Raw genomic sequence first — 16,122 nt, 5'->3', positions numbered from 1 at the left:
GGTTGGCGAAGCGGAAAGTCCCTCTATATCTGAGGAGCCATAGAAGAACATGGCAACTAGAATCACAATAATGACAACCTCTGCAAAATATTCTCCATCAAACTCACTCACCGCATAAGTCTCCTTTCGCCACTTGTTAATTATTTATTTTCTGTGAAAAGGCTTGTATCACCTGGTCCAGTGTCATATTCCCGTTATCATTTAAAAATTTCACCATATTATCGACATTGGATGGAGTGGATGCTAGTGTTTTGTATTTTCCTGTGAGTCCTAAAAACAATGTTGCTTGTCTGTATAAAGTCACGGAATCGACGTTTAGTTTTCCTGTTAGTAGGAGGGCTGCCACGAGGACCTCCACATTTTTTCCTTGAAGTGCAGAAAAGATAGCCGAATTACTGTTTAATCCATTTTTCTTTTGACCGTTGAGGGGGGATTTGGATTTACGATTCCCGTTCCCATTACCATTCTTTCCTAAGGAAGCCATTGAATCTTCCTCCCGCCATATACTGTTCCTGCCTGGTTTTCACAAAATTCGAGACAAGGACAGCGGCACTCCATGTGCTCATCAATATACGTTATGATCATATGATATGCGAATAAGAGAGCATTGGTTACTATAAGAATCATCCTGGCTGAAGGCAGTTGGCTACTGTTATCCAGTAATTTATTTCGCATGTTGGTCCGATTTAGAGTAAACTACAATAAAGCAAGCCAAATGAGCATTTGCATAAATCCCAGGAGCGTTTTCAATCAGCAATGTTTAGACTGAAACGGTTTAGTTCGTTTATTGTATTTTTGAGCGTTGAATTGGAATTAAGCAAAATGCTGAAATAGGAGTTGTAGATAAAATATGTCGAATGAAGAAGTATTGTTAACTAAAGAGGGATTGGCCAAGCTGGAGGATGAGCTTAAGGAACTGAAGACCGTAAAACGCAAGGAGCTAGCCGAACGCCTTAAGTTGGCTATCAGCTACGGCGATTTGAAAGAAAATAGTGAGTATCACTCAGCCAAGGACGACCAAGCGTTTATGGAAACCCGCATTCTCATACTGGAGAAGATGCTGACCAAAGCCCGGGTCGTGGATGAGAGTAATTTAGACCTTAGAACCGTTAGTATCGGATCGACTGTCATTCTGAATGACATCGAATTTTCAGAGAAGATGGAATACAAAATTGTAAGTCCTGCTGAGGCGGATGTTCTTGATAACAAAATTTCCTATGAGAGTCCTTTAGGCAAGGCACTTTTGGGAAAAGAAGTGGGCAGTATCATTCATGTGGATGCACCCATGGCTGTAATTAAATATGAGCTGCTTGAAATTAAGCTCACATAGTTCATTCCCGATTCCCTTATATGAGGGGGCCGGGATTTTTTATTTCTCGCTGCCTACAATACCGTCCATGTGGAGCACAGTTGCACTCCACATACTGGACAGGATTTTCTTTACTCCGCTAGCTCACTAAGTTAGTCCGTCATTAGGAAGCCTGCTTGCTCCAATGCAGCGCAGGCATCATTAATTTTATCTTCGTCCGAGGCATTCAAGGTGTGCAGGTGGATGCCTCCCGTCAGCTGGGACAAATAAGTAGCCTGGGTGGAGCTGATTTTACGGATAAAATCGTCCACTTCCTTGCGAGTGCCAACCCGTATCGGAGCAGTCAGATCCCCGTATACTGGATGCTCAACAATAACATCCTGCACACTTACACCGTAGTCCACAATCAGCTTTAGTTCCTCTTCTGTCTGTTCAGGTCGATGTTTACACACAATAATACGTGAGGCTAAGGGAGTTGCCTGACTCGCAGGCTCCATATAAATGTATCCTTGACTTGTTGCAAGGATAGGCTCTTGGCTTGCTTTTAACAGGGAAATATCCTGTACAATGACTTGTCGGGAGACCGAGGATCTGCGCGCCAGTTCGCTCCCGGTCAGTGGTGATTCGCTCTTGAGCCACAACAGTAGCTGTTCGCGACGATCCGTACCTGACCGTTTTAAAGATTCAGTCAACGGGATAAGCTCCTTTCTTTTCGATGCGTCAGGTCTGTCAAAATATCTACCAATACATTCAATTCCTCGATGGTGGTCGTTCTTCCGAAAGAAACACGGATAAATTGTAACGCTTCACGGCCGGATGCTCCAAGCGCCTGTAAGGCAGGCGAAGGATCGTGGTGTCCGGCAGCACATGCGCTTCCAGTTGATATACAGACACCTCTGCGATTACATTCCAGCATAACATATTGTCCCTCGTAACCGTGAAAAAAACATCCTACGATATGATGAAGCACTGCTTTATTCTCGCTTTCCTGTACGGCCCAACGTAACGGAATGGATCTTTCCTGGATTTTCGTAATAAAGTGTCTTCTCAGGGTAGTATATCGCTCCTGATGCGACTCCATCTGTTCGGTCATCATTTCTGCCGCCGCGACAAAGGCTGCAATCCCGGGAACATTAACCGTTCCAGGACGAAATCCGTTTTCATGTAGTGTATCAGGGTACACGGGACGCCACGGGGTTCCGGGTTTGAGATATGCAGCACCGACACCTTTGGGGCCATACACTTTATGGCTTGATACAGAGAGTGCATCTACTCCCATGGATTCTACATCTACGCGAATATTCCCAAATGTCTGTACCGCATCACTGTGCAGCAAAATACCCCGTTCGCGTAGCAGGGGAGATAAGGCAGCAAGGTCCTGAACCAGTCCCGTTTCCGAATTAGCGTGTTGTACGGAGACAAGTCCGGTGTCTTCTCTCAGGTGAGGTAAAAGAGTTTCGCGAGTCATCCGTCCTTCCCGATCCGGTTGCACAATGGTCAGTTCATAGCCCTGACGTTCCAGCAAAGTAGCGAGGTTGTACATCGAGTGGTGTTCCAAAGCGCTCATGATCCAATGCTTTTTATGCTGCGGCAACCCGTTCAGGATCGATTGCACAACCAACATATTGGATTCTGTTCCCCCTGTTGTAAAATAGATGCCTTCCTTTTGCCCGCCAATCATATTTGCTATTCGTTGCCTGCTGTAATCTAGCGTATAGGCTGCTTGACCGCCCGCATCATGGAGACTGCTGGCATTTCCGAACATTTCCTTATTTAATACGTTATACATATTTAGAGCTTCGCCACACATAGGTGTGGAAGCGGCATAGTCCAGATAAATCACACCAAATCCTCCCTACTTAAAAATAATTCCATTCAAAAACTCTTGAGATTATTGTAGGCATGTGTAAATATAAGTGTCAAGACACTTGTAAACATGTATGTACACAGAGCGGTTATCTGTTCGTGAGAGCGGGAACGATCAGCCGCATCGATATGGAGGGATTCTAATGTCTATGCTTGACGTTTTACAAGGAAATCGAGGGCTTATGCCAGAGCATTATAAGACACTGACGGTTGCTGACATGGAGCAGCGAGTGGCCGAGCTGAAACAAAAATGGGGACCCAAGCTGCTCATACCGGGCCATCACTATCAGAAGGACGAGGTTATTCAGTTTGCTGATATAACAGGAGATTCTCTACAGCTTGCTCAATTGGCTGCACAAAATCAGGAAGCGGAGTTTATTGTATTTTGTGGGGTACATTTTATGGCGGAGACAGCGGATATGCTGACTACTGATCGACAGACTGTTGTCCTGCCGGATATGCGTGCAGGCTGCTCGATGGCAGATATGGCGAATATGGAGCAGACAGAACGAGCATGGAAGCATTTACAGGAGTTGGTAGGAGATACGATCATTCCGTTAACGTATGTAAATTCCACAGCAGAGATCAAAGCCTTTGTAGGACGGCATGGCGGGGCTACCGTGACTTCTTCGAATGCTAAGCAAGTGCTGGAGTGGGCGCTGAAGCAAAAGGAACGTATTTTGTTTTTGCCGGATCAGCATTTAGGTCGCAATACAGCTTACGATCTTGGAATTCCGTTAAATGAAATGGCCGTGTGGAATCCAATGACCGATCAGCTGGAGACTGAACAGGACCCGGCAACTGTAAAAATTATTTTATGGAAAGGACATTGCTCTGTTCATGAAAAGTTTACAGTAGATCACATTCGCAATGTCCGCGAGCGTGATAAGAACATCCGGGTCATCGTTCACCCCGAATGCTCTTATGAGGTCGTACAGCTCGCAGATTGCGCGGGCTCCACAAAATTCATCATCGATACCATTCGCGCGGCAGAGCCGGGAACCCAGTGGGCTGTTGGCACAGAAATGAATCTCGTGCAACGAATCAAACAGCAGTACCCTGAACAGCAGATTGAATCGCTCAATCCCGATATGTGTCCCTGTCTGACCATGAACCGGATCGATCTTCCCCATTTGCTGTGGGCAATGGAGCAGTTTGATCGGGGTGAGCCTGTGGGTGTGATTCGTGTGGATGCTCAGATCGGAGAGGATGCTGTACTAGCATTGAATCGTATGCTTGCTATCCGTTAACCTTTTGCTGTTCCAGCGAGAATGCTGCTTGAAATCTTTGGCCTTATTTTAAAGAAGCAGGGAGCTTGACGCCAAGCAGACGGTTTCCGCTTTGAATAAATATCATTCCACCGGATTTGAGCGTTGGACCGAAGGAGCGTGAGCCTGTGTTGACAGCAAACACGGGCTTTAAGCTCATCAAATCATAGCCATGAAATACGCCATCTGATTGCCCGACATAGACTCCTTTACCGAATACGTCAGCTTGAACGGTCGGATTATCGCCGTCGTAATGAATGAATTGACCTGAGGACAGCTTCATAGCAGTCAGTCTGGATGTACTAAAATCTTGGTAGAACATGCGACCTTCATGAATAGACAATAAAGGAACAAGTTGATCATAGCCATTTTGCGCCCACTTGCGAGCAGGTTTGCTGTCTGGCTTGTAGTTCCAAAAATCATAGGAAGCTAGTGTCTCTCCCTGAAAGACATAAAGATCTTTGCCGTACAAAAAAGCAGAACCATATACACCTCCAGATCGGTAGACACCGTCTTTATTTTCAGGCTCGGTCCAGCGGTACTGACGATCTCCTTTGGATTTACCTGTCTTGAGGTCGTACTGTGCGATCGTAACTTTATGGTTTACCGGGTCATCATCAATCATAAACGTGTTGGCTACAGAGTATACGATTCCGTCTTTAACCGCCAGTGGAAAGGAAGTTCTAAAGCTGTCCCAAAGCTTTTTGCCGGTTTTAGCGTCATAGGCATTAATCTGTTCAAAGGTCAGGCTGCCTTGTACATTATAGTTGCGGATAAGCACACCGTCAGTTTCCATTATTTCGCCCAAACCACTGTATGAGTTCTTATCCTCACTGATTTTCCACTTCACCTTGCCACTGACAGCATTAATGGCAGCCGTTTGCACCGATTGCATAATATATATAGTCGGACCAATGCGCTGAATACGATATGCTTCAGTAAATCCCAGCGGAGTGGACCACACTTTCTTGCCAGCTTCTGTAACGGCATAGATAGAACCGCTTCGTGTCATTCCGTAGATGATACCTTTGTTGTACGTTAAAACAGGGGTAAGCTGATCACCATATTGCCACAATTTCCGACCCGAACTGGCCTCAAGGGCAACCAGTCTATGGTTTGAGTCAACCGCGAATACCTTACCGTTTTCCGCTATTGTTACCGCCTGATCTGGATATCGGATTCTATCGATTGGGATAACGGGAAAAGACCAGGAAGGTTTGATCACAGGTGCTTGGATTGAGGTGCTATAAGCGCCGTTACTCATGGAGACCGCAGACGGCTCTGCACTTGCCTTTTCAGCGAATCCACCGCTGATCAAGGGCAGCCCAATGCTGGCTACCGCCAATCCAGTAAACAAAGTGCTATGTATCGTTTTTCTCATACGCGCTGGCTCCTTTAATGGTTAATAGGGAGTAAGGATTTCAGAGAGTCACCTTTGATTAGACTGTAAAAAAAACCAAAAGTTTCAATTTGTATTTGCATTTTGGTTGTTTTGAGCATAAATACTTAAATTCAGTTGCTTGTGTCGAACCTGTATCTCTAATTAAAGATTAGTCGCTTGTCCGGTTTTCGTGCTATAATTGTGGTAACAAACCGAAGGAGGTGAATCCCTTGTTTGAGCTTCAGGACCTACTCCCTTATTTATTTACAATCGGCTTACTGTGCACAGTGACTTATACGTATCTCGCTCATTTGCACGGCAATGTACCCGAATGCTGGGTCGAAGGCGGGCCCGTAAGATCTCATGCTTCTCCACAGATGCCGATGTCTGCCCGTGGACAGGACATGCCTGTCCGGCTGGCCCGACATATCCGGCGTAAGGAAGCGCCGGATGAAGATGCATCCGATTGTTCTCCCTCGTTGAACGATGGCACAGCCAATCAACGAGGAGGAACATATGAAACGATTCAAGGGATTCACCTTTTGGGGTAAAAAAGAACGGATATTTGGATTAATGGTAGCGTTGGCGGTGGTCATGCTGCTGTCTGGTTGTGGTGCGAATGCTGCGGAGATAAATGCACAGACACCGGGATTTTTTAATCATTACGTGGTGTTCCCGCTTTCTTGGCTTATTCAGCAATTGGCGCAATGGTTTGGTGGAAGCTTTGGGCTGGCGATTATGACTTTGACATTTATTGTCCGGCTGGCCTTACTTCCTCTTATGATGCGTCAAACGCGTGCCCAGCAGGGGATGAAGCGTAAGATGAGCGCCATGCAGCCCGACTTGGACCGAATTAAGAAGAAGTATGAAAACAAGAAAGATGCCACCAGCCAGCAGAGTATGCAGCAGGAAATGATGTCGCTTTACAAAGAGCATCAATTCAATCCGCTTAATATCGGTTGTCTGCCTATTCTCATTCAGCTCCCGATCTTGAGCGGTATGTACACTGCAATCCGCTTAACCCCGGAGCTGGCGTCTCACTCCTTCCTATGGTTCCGGCTCGGACAGCCGGACTGGATTTTGGCAATCGTCGTCGCAGTTGTATACTTGGCACAGGCCAAGCTTTCTCAGCTTCAGATGACGCTTGACCAGCGCAAGCAATTTGCGATCATGGGCTATCTTTCACCGATTATGATGGCGATCTTTTCCTTTAATGCCCCTTCTGCCATGCCATTATATTGGACAGTAAGCGGCACCTTTTTGCTGCTTCAGTCGCTGTGGTTCCGCAGACGCTATCCAATAGAGGAAGCAGAGAGTAAGGTTAAAATTGGAGAAGTCACACCAACCTAATTAGAAGATCATGTTTGTTTAACTTGGGAATTGCGCTTGTAGTTGTCACGTGTAATCTTAGGATGTCATTCGAGCCGTTTATAAGGCTTGAATGGCGTCCTTTTTTGCTGCTGCTTTTTTCGCTACATTCCGCTTGCGATTTTGTAGTCAATATGAAATCCTTATATTATAAAGTGACGCACCTAATTCTTTTAATGAAATGATAAGAGAAAAGTGGGCAAAGTAAGACCTATATGTAAGCTAATGCTGAACTTTGTTTTATTACGCAATGAATAATATGGAGGAACTATAGAAAATGAAGCAAACATCAACAAAGCTGCCCATTTCCTTGGCTCTGCTCACATGTATAGTATGTGCATTCGGTTTTGGCTTGGTCGCATTATGGGTGAGTGACCATCAAGTTCGGCATTTTGACCAGGAAATTATTTCGGCTATTGGACAACTAGAGTCGCCCGTCATGACCCGTCTAATGAAATTTTTTACCATGATCGGCAGTGGGATTCCAGTTGCGATCATCATTTTAATTGCCATGTTCGTGCTCTATAGAGTATTGGGACATCGCAGAGAACTGCTTTTTTTGGCGGCTGGTGTATTGGGATCGGTAATGCTGAATACGATACTAAAATTGCTTTTTCAGCGTGCGAGACCGGAGATTAACCGTATTATTGAAGAGAATGGATACAGCTTTCCAAGCGGACATTCCATGACAGCTTTCAGCATGTATGCGGCGCTGACATTTTTAGTGTGGAAGCATGTTCCTTCTAGGCTGGGGCGTATCCTTCTTATTGTACTCAGCAGCCTGCTGATTGTAGCAATCGGGACGAGCCGCATTTATTTGGGCGTACATTATCCGAGCGACGTTGTGGGTGGCTATTTTATGAGTGGCTGCTGGATGGCGGCTTGTATTTGGTTTTATCAGCGGTACGAAGAACGACGAATGCTGCCACTTCGCTCCAAATCGACAGCATAACGGGTAGCAGAAATAATAAAGCTTATAAAAAAGCAGACGCTTTAGCGTCTGCTTTTCATTTGGACAGAGGAAGTGTGCTCAGTCATCTTAGTTCTGGCCTGTTCACCAGGCTTGAGCCCCAGCTTATGCTCCCATTTTTCATAAAATATAATAGCCGCCTGCATGAAGATGCCAGGAAGCTTCCGGCTTCGAATGAATTGATGAACGCCGACGGCACAACCTGCACCAATAAGCGCACCTGCCAAAATATCCGAGGGATAATGCACTCCGGTCCACACGCGGGATACTGCGATGAGTACAGCCAAGATAACCCAGAGGATACGAAATTTTTGATGATGAAGCCATAAAATTGTAACCAGAGCAAACGATCCAAGGGCATGGTTACTCGGGAATGAAGCATTAGGATCATGATGAATAAGCTGAATGACTGAATGTCCGACAAAAGGCCGATCTCTGTAAAACAAATGTCCAAGGCCCCAACTAATTACAAAGCCGATACAAACCGTTATGACGGCTTCTAAAGCCATCATCCGATGCGGCATTTTAAAAGTGAACCAGTAAATCAGCAAAGCCACTCCGAATAAATACGGTGCATATTGCGCCAAGAAAAGCATGGTTCCATTCAAAAAGGCGAGGGAATTAGCCAGTTCATTGATCCAGTGAAATAAAGCATAGTCTACATTAATTAACATGAATAAATTACTCCTTAACATCAAAAAATTGAATAACAAAGTTATATTATAGAGCGACTACACGGATAAAAGCTTAAAATCAAATAAAAAATGAATGTCATTTCCATTACTCATTTGTTTTTTCTATAGAAAATAGGTGGTTTTTTGATGGAAAAGTCGGTGCTGGTTATTGATGATGAAGAGAAGATATCCAGATTGCTTCAGTTGGAGTTATCCCATGAAGGATATGCAGTTGAAATCGCACAGACGGGCAGAGAAGGATTGGAAAAAGCTCTAGCTGGTAAATGGGATATCATCATTCTGGATGTAATGCTGCCGGAGATGAACGGTGTCGAGGTGCTAAAGCAGATTCGAAAAGTGGACAATCATACACCAGTAATTATGGTCACTGCACGTAACAAGACTCCTGATAAGGTTTCAGGTCTGGATGAAGGTGCCAATGATTACATTACGAAGCCTTTTGAGATCGAGGAGTTATTAGCGCGGATGCGGGCCAGTATGAGGCATCAAATGGAGCCAACAGCTACCACTTTACAGGAAGAGGATAAGCCGCCGTCTAGGCTCCAAGTGGACAGCTTGGTGTTGGAACGCAAGACACGGTTAGTGGTGCGGGAGGGCAATCGAATCGAACTGACGCCAAAAGAATATGATCTGCTTCTCTATCTGATGGAGCACAAAAATCAGGTATTGCAGCGGGATCAAATGATTCAGGACGTGTGGGGGTTTGATTTTGTCGGTGATACGAATGTCGTAGATGTGTATATCCGGTATGTTCGCAAAAAAATTGATCATGGATACAAAAAGAAATTGATAAAAACCGTGCGCGGCGTTGGGTACTGCATCCGGGAGGAAGACTAGTGAAGCTTCGGACCAAAATCACCCTGCTCAGTTCTATTTTAGTGATGTCGATACTCCTGTTTGTGGATGTTACAGTTCACCTATTGTTCGTCAAAATCGCTACGCGAAACGAAAGAGAAGTGCTGCAAAATAAATGGACTGAAATCATTGCCGAAACAGGACCCACGATGATTCTAAAGAATGCATGGGGCTCCAAACTAAAAGATGAGCTTTCTGGAGACACCACTCTGAGAGTGTTTGATCAGCAATCCCGACTTCTGTATGAAGTAAGTCGCCAGTCCCGATTTAAGCTGGGCGGTATACGTTTTAACACTTCACAAAGTTCTCAACTGACAGATGTACAGGGTCATAAAATTCTGGTAATCCATCTCCCTGTGCTTTCTCCAGAGGGTAATCAGAAGGGGACCCTGGAGATTGTAGAAAAATGGGATGCACTCGAAACCAATCTCGATATTTTAAATACGATCCTCATCACATCCACTGTAGGGGCTATGTTGCTAAGTTTGGTAGGGAGCACGATTTTGGCGAATGCGATATTGCTGCCGATTTCAAGTAGTATTCAAACGATGCAGGAAATTGAAAGAAGCTTGAAATTCAAAAAAATCCCCGTTGGTGGTCACAATCAAGATGAATTGTCCCAAATGACCGCTACTTTTAACCGAATGATGGAGAGATTAGAAGAAAGCTTTCAGAGTCAGCAGCAGTTTGTTTCAGATGCCTCACATGAGCTGAACACCACACTTATGATTATTGAGGGTTATGCCAACATGCTGCGGCGGTGGGGCACGCGTGACGAGGAGATTCGTAAGGAATCCATTGAATCGATCTATGAAGAAACTCAGCGAATGCGTACGATGACACAGCAGTTGCTGACTCTTGCCTCCTCACAGCAGAAAGATCCTGAGCCGTATGAGCGGATCGAAATGATCGGTTGTTGTCAACAGGTAGTAGCGCATCTCAAACCTGTACATGATCGTCAAATTTCTATTTTAACAGAAGAGAACGAAATTTGGCTGGATGCCAACCTGACAAAAATGAAGCAGTTGCTAGTCATCCTGCTGGATAATGCATTAAAATACAGCTCGGATGAGATCGAAATAGGGTTATCTACAGATGAAAAGGATGTTTATATCCAGGTTAAGGATTATGGGATCGGAATACCTGAGGGCGAGATCAAGCGGGTCTTTGAACGATTTTATCGGGTAGATAGCTCCAGACATCGTAAAACCGGAGGAACCGGGCTGGGGTTGCCAATTGCCAAGGCAATTATAGACGCCCATCAGGGTACGATACGTATGGAGAGCGTAGAAGGAGAAGGAACGGTAGTCATCGTCACGCTGCCCCAAAGACAACAGGAAAGGCTGTCCCTCCAGTAGAATATCTACTCGCGGAACAGCCTTTTTATTGTTACTTGTAAGTTAAGCATTCGGTGGATGGAAATCATCTAAAATTTATGTTAAAGGACACGACGTGCTGTTGTGTAATTGCGACTCCACCATCCTGAATTTAGATCTGTAACCGTTACGCCGCCTTTACCATACGTATGCAGAATTTTGCCGTTCCCCATGTAAATGGCTACATGATGAATTGGCGCATAGAAAAAGACCAAATCGCCTTTTTTCAGCTGACTACGCGGTACAAAAGTGCCAACAGTTGATTGCTGTCTGGAAGAACGCGGAAGCTTGATGCCATTTTGTGCAAATACATATTGAGTGAATGAAGAGCAGTCAAAAGAGCTTGTACTGCCAGCTGGGGCTCCATGTTGATAACGCACGCCCATATACTGGGAGCCTTTAGAAATAATCCGATCAGCTTTACTTGCCGAAGCGGCATGAGTGGTGGCTGGTCCAACGACGAAGCTCCCTGCGCTCAATGCCAAAGTCATAGTAAAGCAAATACCCATCCACAATTTTTTAGAAGTACGTTTCATATATAAATTCCTCCGTTATTCGTATTGTGTTGATGTCCTGAAATGACAATAACACAAATAAAATGTCCGGAATTTACCACTCATGGTTACAAACCTGTTACCCCAACGCTTTGTCCTCATTTATTAGAAAACGATGAGAATTTCCTCCTTAATTTTGGCTTGACAAAATGTATAGATTCCACTTATAGATAGGCTCTTATGACAAAAAGCGAGTTGCAGACGATTGGCACAAGCAATCACGCAAAATATACATACCTATATACTACAATTTATAACCTGTACGGGAGTATGTTCTAATTCCCGTTGACATTGTAAGGATCACACCGTATTTCCGGTCAGGAAGGGGAATTCGTATGGCTTCAAAGCAGAATAAAGCACTCAAAAAACCACGTCTAACCATTGTTCAGGTCATTTCCAACTATCCCGATGCACAGCCGGTACCCTCCAACAAGGGCGGAACGGAAAAGGTCGTTTATGAATTAACGGAGGAATTGGTGAGACGAGGACATCATGTATCTCTTTTTGCCGCCCGTGGGAGCAAGAGCAGTGCGCGGTTGATTCCCTATCCCAAGGGGTTGAAACATAGTCAGATCCCCCAATATGTACTCCGGCATATGCCTTCCGACACACATATCATTCATGATCATACCTTTCGTTCTGCTGTAGGGCGTAGGAAGCTGCCTTGTCCATCGGTATGCACCGTTCATCTTCCAGTGAAGAGACACGGTAAAAACCCAGTATATGTCAGTAAACGAGCGCGCCAGCTGATGGGCGGGGGTAAAGGTTTTTATATCTATAACGGTATCAACACACATGAATACGAGTTCAGCAGTGAGAAGCGTGGCTATTTGCTGTTCATGGGCAGAATCATACGAGATAAAGGTGTATTGGAGGCCATTCAGGTTGCAGAACGAACAGGAAAAAGACTGCTTATTGCAGGTCCTATCAAAGCACCAGAATTTTTCCGTAAAGAGATTCAGAAACGAATTCAGCGCAATCCGAATATACGCTATGTAGGCGCAGTTGGAGGCGATCAGAAACAGAAGTTGCTGAAACATGCAGAGTGTCTGTTGTTTCCGACACTGTGGGAAGAGCCATTCGGACTTGTCATGGTTGAGGCCATGGCTTGTGGAACACCAGTGCTGGCATTAAAAAATGGCTCCGTTCCCGAGGTACTATCGGGCTTTCCGCAGTTGATCTGCAAATCGGTTAGCCAAATGGCACGAAAAGCACAGCAAAAGAACTACCCGTCACCAGCGCAGCTACGTTTGTATGTGACTCAAAGATTTACCAACAAACAAATGACCAGTAACTACTTGAGACTATACCGTGAAATCATCCGTCGGCGAGAACAGAAGAGAGGACAACGGTAGCCTATACGGAGGTGAAGGAGATGCAGGTCAAACGATATATGCTCGGAAAGGGCTCTTGGGCAACTCCTTATTATATAGCTACAGGGGGACAGAAAGGTCCGTGTGTGATGGTAGTGGCGGGAATACATGGTAAAGAAATAGCAAGCATACGAGCTGCTGAGAAATTGGTAAAGCTTTTGAATCAGCAAAAACTGCGATTTAGCCATGGTAAGCTTATAATTGTACCGATTGTAAATCAAGAGGCTTACCGCAAACGGATTAGAGGAATACCTGATCTTAATCGAACCTTTCCGCGCAAAAAAAAGCAGCTGGCAACACAACCACTTTCCGCTGCTCTATTCAAATTAACACAAAAGCATCAACCTGAATGGTATCTCGACTTGCATGAGGCCAACGGATTGTCACAAAAGGATGCCAAGGTGCTTGGTCAAACGCTAATCTCCAATAAGGCCAATCCGGTGGTACCTACGGTTCGTCGGATTATTAAGCGAATGAATCGCTCCATCCAGATGAGCGACCGACATTTCAACATTCGGTTGCATGAGCTTCCAGGTTCCTCCCGCACTGCTGCAGCCCGTATTTTAGGTGCACGCGCGGTTACCGTGGAAACGGGTTGGAGCCTGCCCAAGAAAGTACGCATACACTATCAGTTGGAGATCGTCCAGCATTTTTTAAAAGAAGCCGGAATAGTCAAAGGCAACGAGGTTTATTTATCTGCCAAGGTTAGAACGGTTACCTCAAGAAAATATGGCACCACAAAATAAAATCGCTTCTGGAGCAAGGATTTTTGCACCTTGCTCAGGAGCGATTTTTTATGTGCGACCTTCGTTCAGAATCCGTGGCGTGCTGATATTATATCTATGTGTTGTCAGGCTTCGGATTTATAGAAAGCGTTCACTAAGCTGTTCCCCAGACGTACCTCAATTAGCTCCAGTGATGTATCCAGATCGGCACGGATCGTGTGATACGTATCGACCGGAATGCTAAATACAGAACCGCTTGCCGCAGCAAAACGTTCTCCGTTCAGCATGACCTCTCCCCGGCCGGACACGATCGTCCATACTTTAAGTCCACTGCCGTGAATACGGCCATTCAAGCGGTGATCTGGCAGTACCGTCAGCCGTATGGCCAGTATATCGTTCAGACTCCGATGATCAAATTCGTCCAACACCCGGTAACTGCCCCAAGAGGTTTCGCCATGCTTGGGATGTAGTTGAAGTTTACCTAGCTGGTCCTTGATTGTGTGAGCATGGCTCTTGGAGGCGATGAGAATGCCGTCGGGGCTCGCAGCTGCAATAATATCTTCCACACCAATGACATGAAGTGGATAGGGCAACTCATTGACGATGTACGTCCCATGAGTTTGGCCACTGATCTGTCCACGCCCGATCACTTGGCTATTTAGCTGCTCTGTTAGAGCCTGCCAGTTGCCGATGTCGTGCCATTCGCCATCGTAGGGCAGGACGATGGCATGTTCGGCACGCTCTGCAATCTCCTCGTCGAAACTGCGAACCGGGAGGCCATCATACATTGCGCATAATGCTTTATCGTTCAGCGGCAAATAACTTCGCTCCATACAGGAGAGCATATACCGTAATGTAAAAGCGTAAATACCACAGTTCCACAGCGCACCCTGATGAATAAGCTGCTGTGCCCCGGAATGATCCGGCTTTTCTGTGAAGCGAGCAACTTGCGCATAAGAAGGTTTCCCTTCCCGTATCATTTGCAGACCCGGAACGACATAGCCGTATTGGTCGGAGGGATGAGTGGGCCTTGTCCCAAGCATAGCCAAATCGGCTCCGCTCTCAAGCAATAAGCCGGAGAGCGCTGCTATGCTATGGAAGAAATCCTCCCCTGCAAACATGTCCGCTGGAGCAATGCAGAGAACTTCATCCAGCCCCATGCCTCTGGTGTGAAAATAAGCAGCCGCCAGTGCAGCAGCGGTGAAGGTTCCCCGTTTGGCAGGCTCACCCAGAACGGGCAGACGACCTTCTGTATGGCGAAAGGCTAGATTTACCTGGCTTCGATGAGCCAGAAGCAGGGCAGAGGAATCCAGCCCGGCTAAGGTAAGCTGACGGTACACCCGGCCGAGCATAGATTCCTTTCGCCCGTCAGGGGCGGGCAACAACTGGAGAAACAGCTTCGACCGGATTTCGTTGGATAGTGGCCATAGCCGTTTTCCAGCACCACCGCATAACAATACGATGCGCACGGACGTTTCCTCCTTCAATGCAGATCCATTTGGATTGCATCATTTTGCAGGATTTTAAGAACTATTTTAGCGATGATTCAATCTTTGTTTTTGGAGCAAGCTGGTACACCTTGCGTTGATGAAAAGATAGGGAACGATAGCTCTTGGCCAAGACATCCAATTGTTTTTGCGACAGGGAAGAAGCCCGACTATGAAGCGCTTTATTCAATGACTTACGCAAAATCATCTGAGAAGGCTTATTGCTGTATAAATAGTTGGCATACGTTTCATATTCGGAAAACCCAAACTGTTTTGTCCGGTTTATACTTTGGATAATCGCGTTGTACCAAGGTTTTCCATGTCGGGCCTCGATAACTTGCTTGAGCTGGGTGAGCCGCGCTTTTTCAAAAAGCATATAGTGAGTGACAAAGGATTTTGGTGAGGGTGCTTTAACGCCCATCAGCTTGTGGTAGGTGCGAAAATACTCAGGCTGGCTCCAGCTGCGGTAGTAAAAAATCGTTTTTCCGTCTTTACGGAACGTATGTGGACGAATCAAAATCGTGTCCGCGTCAATGACGAGAAAAAAAGAGGCTTTACTGATTTTGTCGCCATTCATTTTGAGTAATTGTTGATACAGCCAGCCTGAGCGGTCCCAGCGCGTTGTCCCGTAATGAATATGTTTTTTGGTGATGGGCAGCACCGTTTTTTCGTCAATAAATGAACATTTCTTGTTTGCGCACAGACGGCGAATCCCGGTGCTTTGTGGTGAGACGATATAAATAGTTCCAATTCGGTGCTGCACGTGACGGCGCAGACTGTCAATCACCAGCGGTAGTGTGGCAATATCTTTATCAATTGCTGGAATCAGAACATCGATTGTAAGGGAACCCTTCCGTGGCCCATCCGATTGCGCTGACATGTTATTCACTCCCTA

The 16,122-nt window shown here is 45.7% G+C and carries 17 protein-coding genes; 9 read left to right on the top strand and 8 right to left on the bottom strand.

All coding sequences use genetic code 11. The annotated features are described in order from the left end of the window. Window positions 1-136 precede the first annotated feature (136 nt). Window positions 137-484: a hypothetical protein gene (locus NLX78_RS23600; RefSeq protein ID WP_025721144.1), complete on the bottom strand. Its 348-nt coding sequence runs from the start codon at window positions 482-484 to the stop codon at window positions 137-139. Window positions 485-850: 366 nt separating this feature from the next. Between NLX78_RS23600 and greA the strand changes: the two genes are divergently transcribed. After that, the gene (greA, locus tag NLX78_RS23595; protein WP_013310174.1) at window positions 851-1,330 is read left to right on the top strand and encodes a transcription elongation factor GreA; all 480 of its coding nucleotides are present in this window, start codon (window positions 851-853) and stop codon (window positions 1,328-1,330) included. Between the two features lie 131 nt (window positions 1,331-1,461). Here the strand turns inward: greA and NLX78_RS23590 are convergent, their stop codons facing one another. Then, window positions 1,462-2,001: a transcription repressor NadR gene (locus NLX78_RS23590; RefSeq protein WP_039274627.1), complete on the bottom strand. Its 540-nt coding sequence runs from the start codon at window positions 1,999-2,001 to the stop codon at window positions 1,462-1,464. Continuing rightward, the gene (locus NLX78_RS23585) at window positions 1,998-3,152 is read right to left on the bottom strand and encodes an IscS subfamily cysteine desulfurase (RefSeq protein WP_254351690.1); all 1,155 of its coding nucleotides are present in this window, start codon (window positions 3,150-3,152) and stop codon (window positions 1,998-2,000) included. The genes NLX78_RS23590 and NLX78_RS23585 overlap by 4 nt, the downstream gene beginning before the upstream one ends. A gap of 166 nt (window positions 3,153-3,318) precedes the next feature. Between NLX78_RS23585 and nadA the strand changes: the two genes are divergently transcribed. Next, entirely contained in the window at window positions 3,319-4,425 is a 1,107-nt protein-coding gene (gene nadA, locus NLX78_RS23580) for a quinolinate synthase NadA (RefSeq protein ID WP_254351689.1), read from the top strand. 43 nt (window positions 4,426-4,468) lie between these two features. Here nadA and NLX78_RS23575 read toward each other — a convergent pair whose 3' ends face one another. Then, window positions 4,469-5,824: an outer membrane protein assembly factor BamB family protein gene (locus NLX78_RS23575; RefSeq protein ID WP_254351688.1), complete on the bottom strand. Its 1,356-nt coding sequence runs from the start codon at window positions 5,822-5,824 to the stop codon at window positions 4,469-4,471. Between the two features lie 230 nt (window positions 5,825-6,054). On the opposite strand from NLX78_RS23575, the gene NLX78_RS23570 reads away from it, so the two are divergent. The 3 genes from NLX78_RS23570 (at window position 6,055) to NLX78_RS23560 (ending at window position 8,144) form a co-directional block, all read left to right on the top strand. Then, complete coding sequence (locus NLX78_RS23570) at window positions 6,055-6,375, top strand: hypothetical protein (protein WP_013310179.1); 321 nt, start codon at window positions 6,055-6,057, stop codon at window positions 6,373-6,375. Then, the gene (gene yidC / locus NLX78_RS23565) at window positions 6,341-7,174 is read left to right on the top strand and encodes a membrane protein insertase YidC (protein WP_254351687.1); all 834 of its coding nucleotides are present in this window, start codon (window positions 6,341-6,343) and stop codon (window positions 7,172-7,174) included. Before NLX78_RS23570 ends, yidC begins: the two co-directional genes overlap by 35 nt. A 295-nt stretch (window positions 7,175-7,469) precedes the next feature. Next, a complete protein-coding gene (locus tag NLX78_RS23560) occupies window positions 7,470-8,144 on the top strand; it encodes a phosphatase PAP2 family protein (RefSeq protein WP_254351686.1) in 675 nt (224 codons plus the stop codon). Between the two features lie 41 nt (window positions 8,145-8,185). Here NLX78_RS23560 and NLX78_RS23555 read toward each other — a convergent pair whose 3' ends face one another. Next, window positions 8,186-8,836: an undecaprenyl-diphosphatase gene (locus NLX78_RS23555; protein ID WP_254351685.1), complete on the bottom strand. Its 651-nt coding sequence runs from the start codon at window positions 8,834-8,836 to the stop codon at window positions 8,186-8,188. A 147-nt stretch (window positions 8,837-8,983) separates the two neighbouring features. On the opposite strand from NLX78_RS23555, the gene NLX78_RS23550 reads away from it, so the two are divergent. Beyond that, on the top strand, window positions 8,984-9,694 hold the full coding sequence (locus NLX78_RS23550; RefSeq protein ID WP_254351684.1) for a response regulator transcription factor: 711 nt from the start codon (window positions 8,984-8,986) through the stop codon (window positions 9,692-9,694). Then, entirely contained in the window at window positions 9,694-11,070 is a 1,377-nt protein-coding gene (locus tag NLX78_RS23545) for a sensor histidine kinase (RefSeq protein WP_254351683.1), read from the top strand. The genes NLX78_RS23550 and NLX78_RS23545 overlap by 1 nt, the downstream gene beginning before the upstream one ends. An 80-nt stretch (window positions 11,071-11,150) precedes the next feature. Here the strand turns inward: NLX78_RS23545 and NLX78_RS23540 are convergent, their stop codons facing one another. Further along, on the bottom strand, window positions 11,151-11,624 hold the full coding sequence (locus NLX78_RS23540) for a C40 family peptidase (protein ID WP_061830140.1): 474 nt from the start codon (window positions 11,622-11,624) through the stop codon (window positions 11,151-11,153). Between the two features lie 353 nt (window positions 11,625-11,977). On the opposite strand from NLX78_RS23540, the gene NLX78_RS23535 reads away from it, so the two are divergent. Beyond that, window positions 11,978-12,997, top strand: coding sequence for a glycosyltransferase family 4 protein (locus NLX78_RS23535; RefSeq protein WP_254351682.1), 1,020 nt, complete (start codon window positions 11,978-11,980; stop codon window positions 12,995-12,997). A 20-nt stretch (window positions 12,998-13,017) separates the two neighbouring features. Next, a complete protein-coding gene (locus NLX78_RS23530) occupies window positions 13,018-13,761 on the top strand; it encodes a succinylglutamate desuccinylase/aspartoacylase family protein (RefSeq protein WP_250268220.1) in 744 nt (247 codons plus the stop codon). Between the two features lie 104 nt (window positions 13,762-13,865). Here NLX78_RS23530 and NLX78_RS23525 read toward each other — a convergent pair whose 3' ends face one another. Further along, window positions 13,866-15,209, bottom strand: coding sequence for a sugar phosphate nucleotidyltransferase (locus NLX78_RS23525; RefSeq protein WP_254351681.1), 1,344 nt, complete (start codon window positions 15,207-15,209; stop codon window positions 13,866-13,868). 61 nt (window positions 15,210-15,270) lie between these two features. After that, window positions 15,271-16,107 (bottom strand): DUF6492 family protein, encoded by an 837-nt coding sequence (locus tag NLX78_RS23520; protein WP_254351680.1) that lies wholly within the window; start codon window positions 16,105-16,107, stop codon window positions 15,271-15,273. Window positions 16,108-16,122 lie beyond the last annotated feature (15 nt).

The organism is Paenibacillus sp. Lou8.1 (assembly GCF_024213565.1).
GTDB lineage: Bacteria > Bacillota > Bacilli > Paenibacillales > Paenibacillaceae > Paenibacillus > Paenibacillus polymyxa_B.
The sequence above is the reverse complement of the archived record's forward strand: the minus strand, read 5'-3'. Positions and strand labels throughout refer to the sequence as shown.

What these genes read in the sequence shown, in the direction of transcription:
- NLX78_RS23600 (WP_025721144.1), bottom strand. Translation starts at nt 484, where the DNA reads ATGGCTTCCTTAGGAAAGAATGGTAATGGGAACGGGAATCGTAAATCC.
- greA (WP_013310174.1), top strand. Translation starts at nt 851, where the DNA reads ATGTCGAATGAAGAAGTATTGTTAACTAAAGAGGGATTGGCCAAGCTG.
- nadA (WP_254351689.1), top strand. Translation starts at nt 3,319, where the DNA reads ATGTCTATGCTTGACGTTTTACAAGGAAATCGAGGGCTTATGCCAGAG.
- NLX78_RS23575 (WP_254351688.1), bottom strand. Translation starts at nt 5,824, where the DNA reads ATGAGAAAAACGATACATAGCACTTTGTTTACTGGATTGGCGGTAGCC.
- yidC (WP_254351687.1), top strand. Translation starts at nt 6,341, where the DNA reads ATGAAACGATTCAAGGGATTCACCTTTTGGGGTAAAAAAGAACGGATA.
- NLX78_RS23560 (WP_254351686.1), top strand. Translation starts at nt 7,470, where the DNA reads ATGAAGCAAACATCAACAAAGCTGCCCATTTCCTTGGCTCTGCTCACA.
- NLX78_RS23555 (WP_254351685.1), bottom strand. Translation starts at nt 8,836, where the DNA reads ATGTTAATTAATGTAGACTATGCTTTATTTCACTGGATCAATGAACTG.
- NLX78_RS23550 (WP_254351684.1), top strand. Translation starts at nt 8,984, where the DNA reads ATGGAAAAGTCGGTGCTGGTTATTGATGATGAAGAGAAGATATCCAGA.
- NLX78_RS23540 (WP_061830140.1), bottom strand. Translation starts at nt 11,624, where the DNA reads ATGAAACGTACTTCTAAAAAATTGTGGATGGGTATTTGCTTTACTATG.
- NLX78_RS23535 (WP_254351682.1), top strand. Translation starts at nt 11,978, where the DNA reads ATGGCTTCAAAGCAGAATAAAGCACTCAAAAAACCACGTCTAACCATT.
- NLX78_RS23530 (WP_250268220.1), top strand. Translation starts at nt 13,018, where the DNA reads ATGCAGGTCAAACGATATATGCTCGGAAAGGGCTCTTGGGCAACTCCT.
- NLX78_RS23520 (WP_254351680.1), bottom strand. Translation starts at nt 16,107, where the DNA reads ATGTCAGCGCAATCGGATGGGCCACGGAAGGGTTCCCTTACAATCGAT.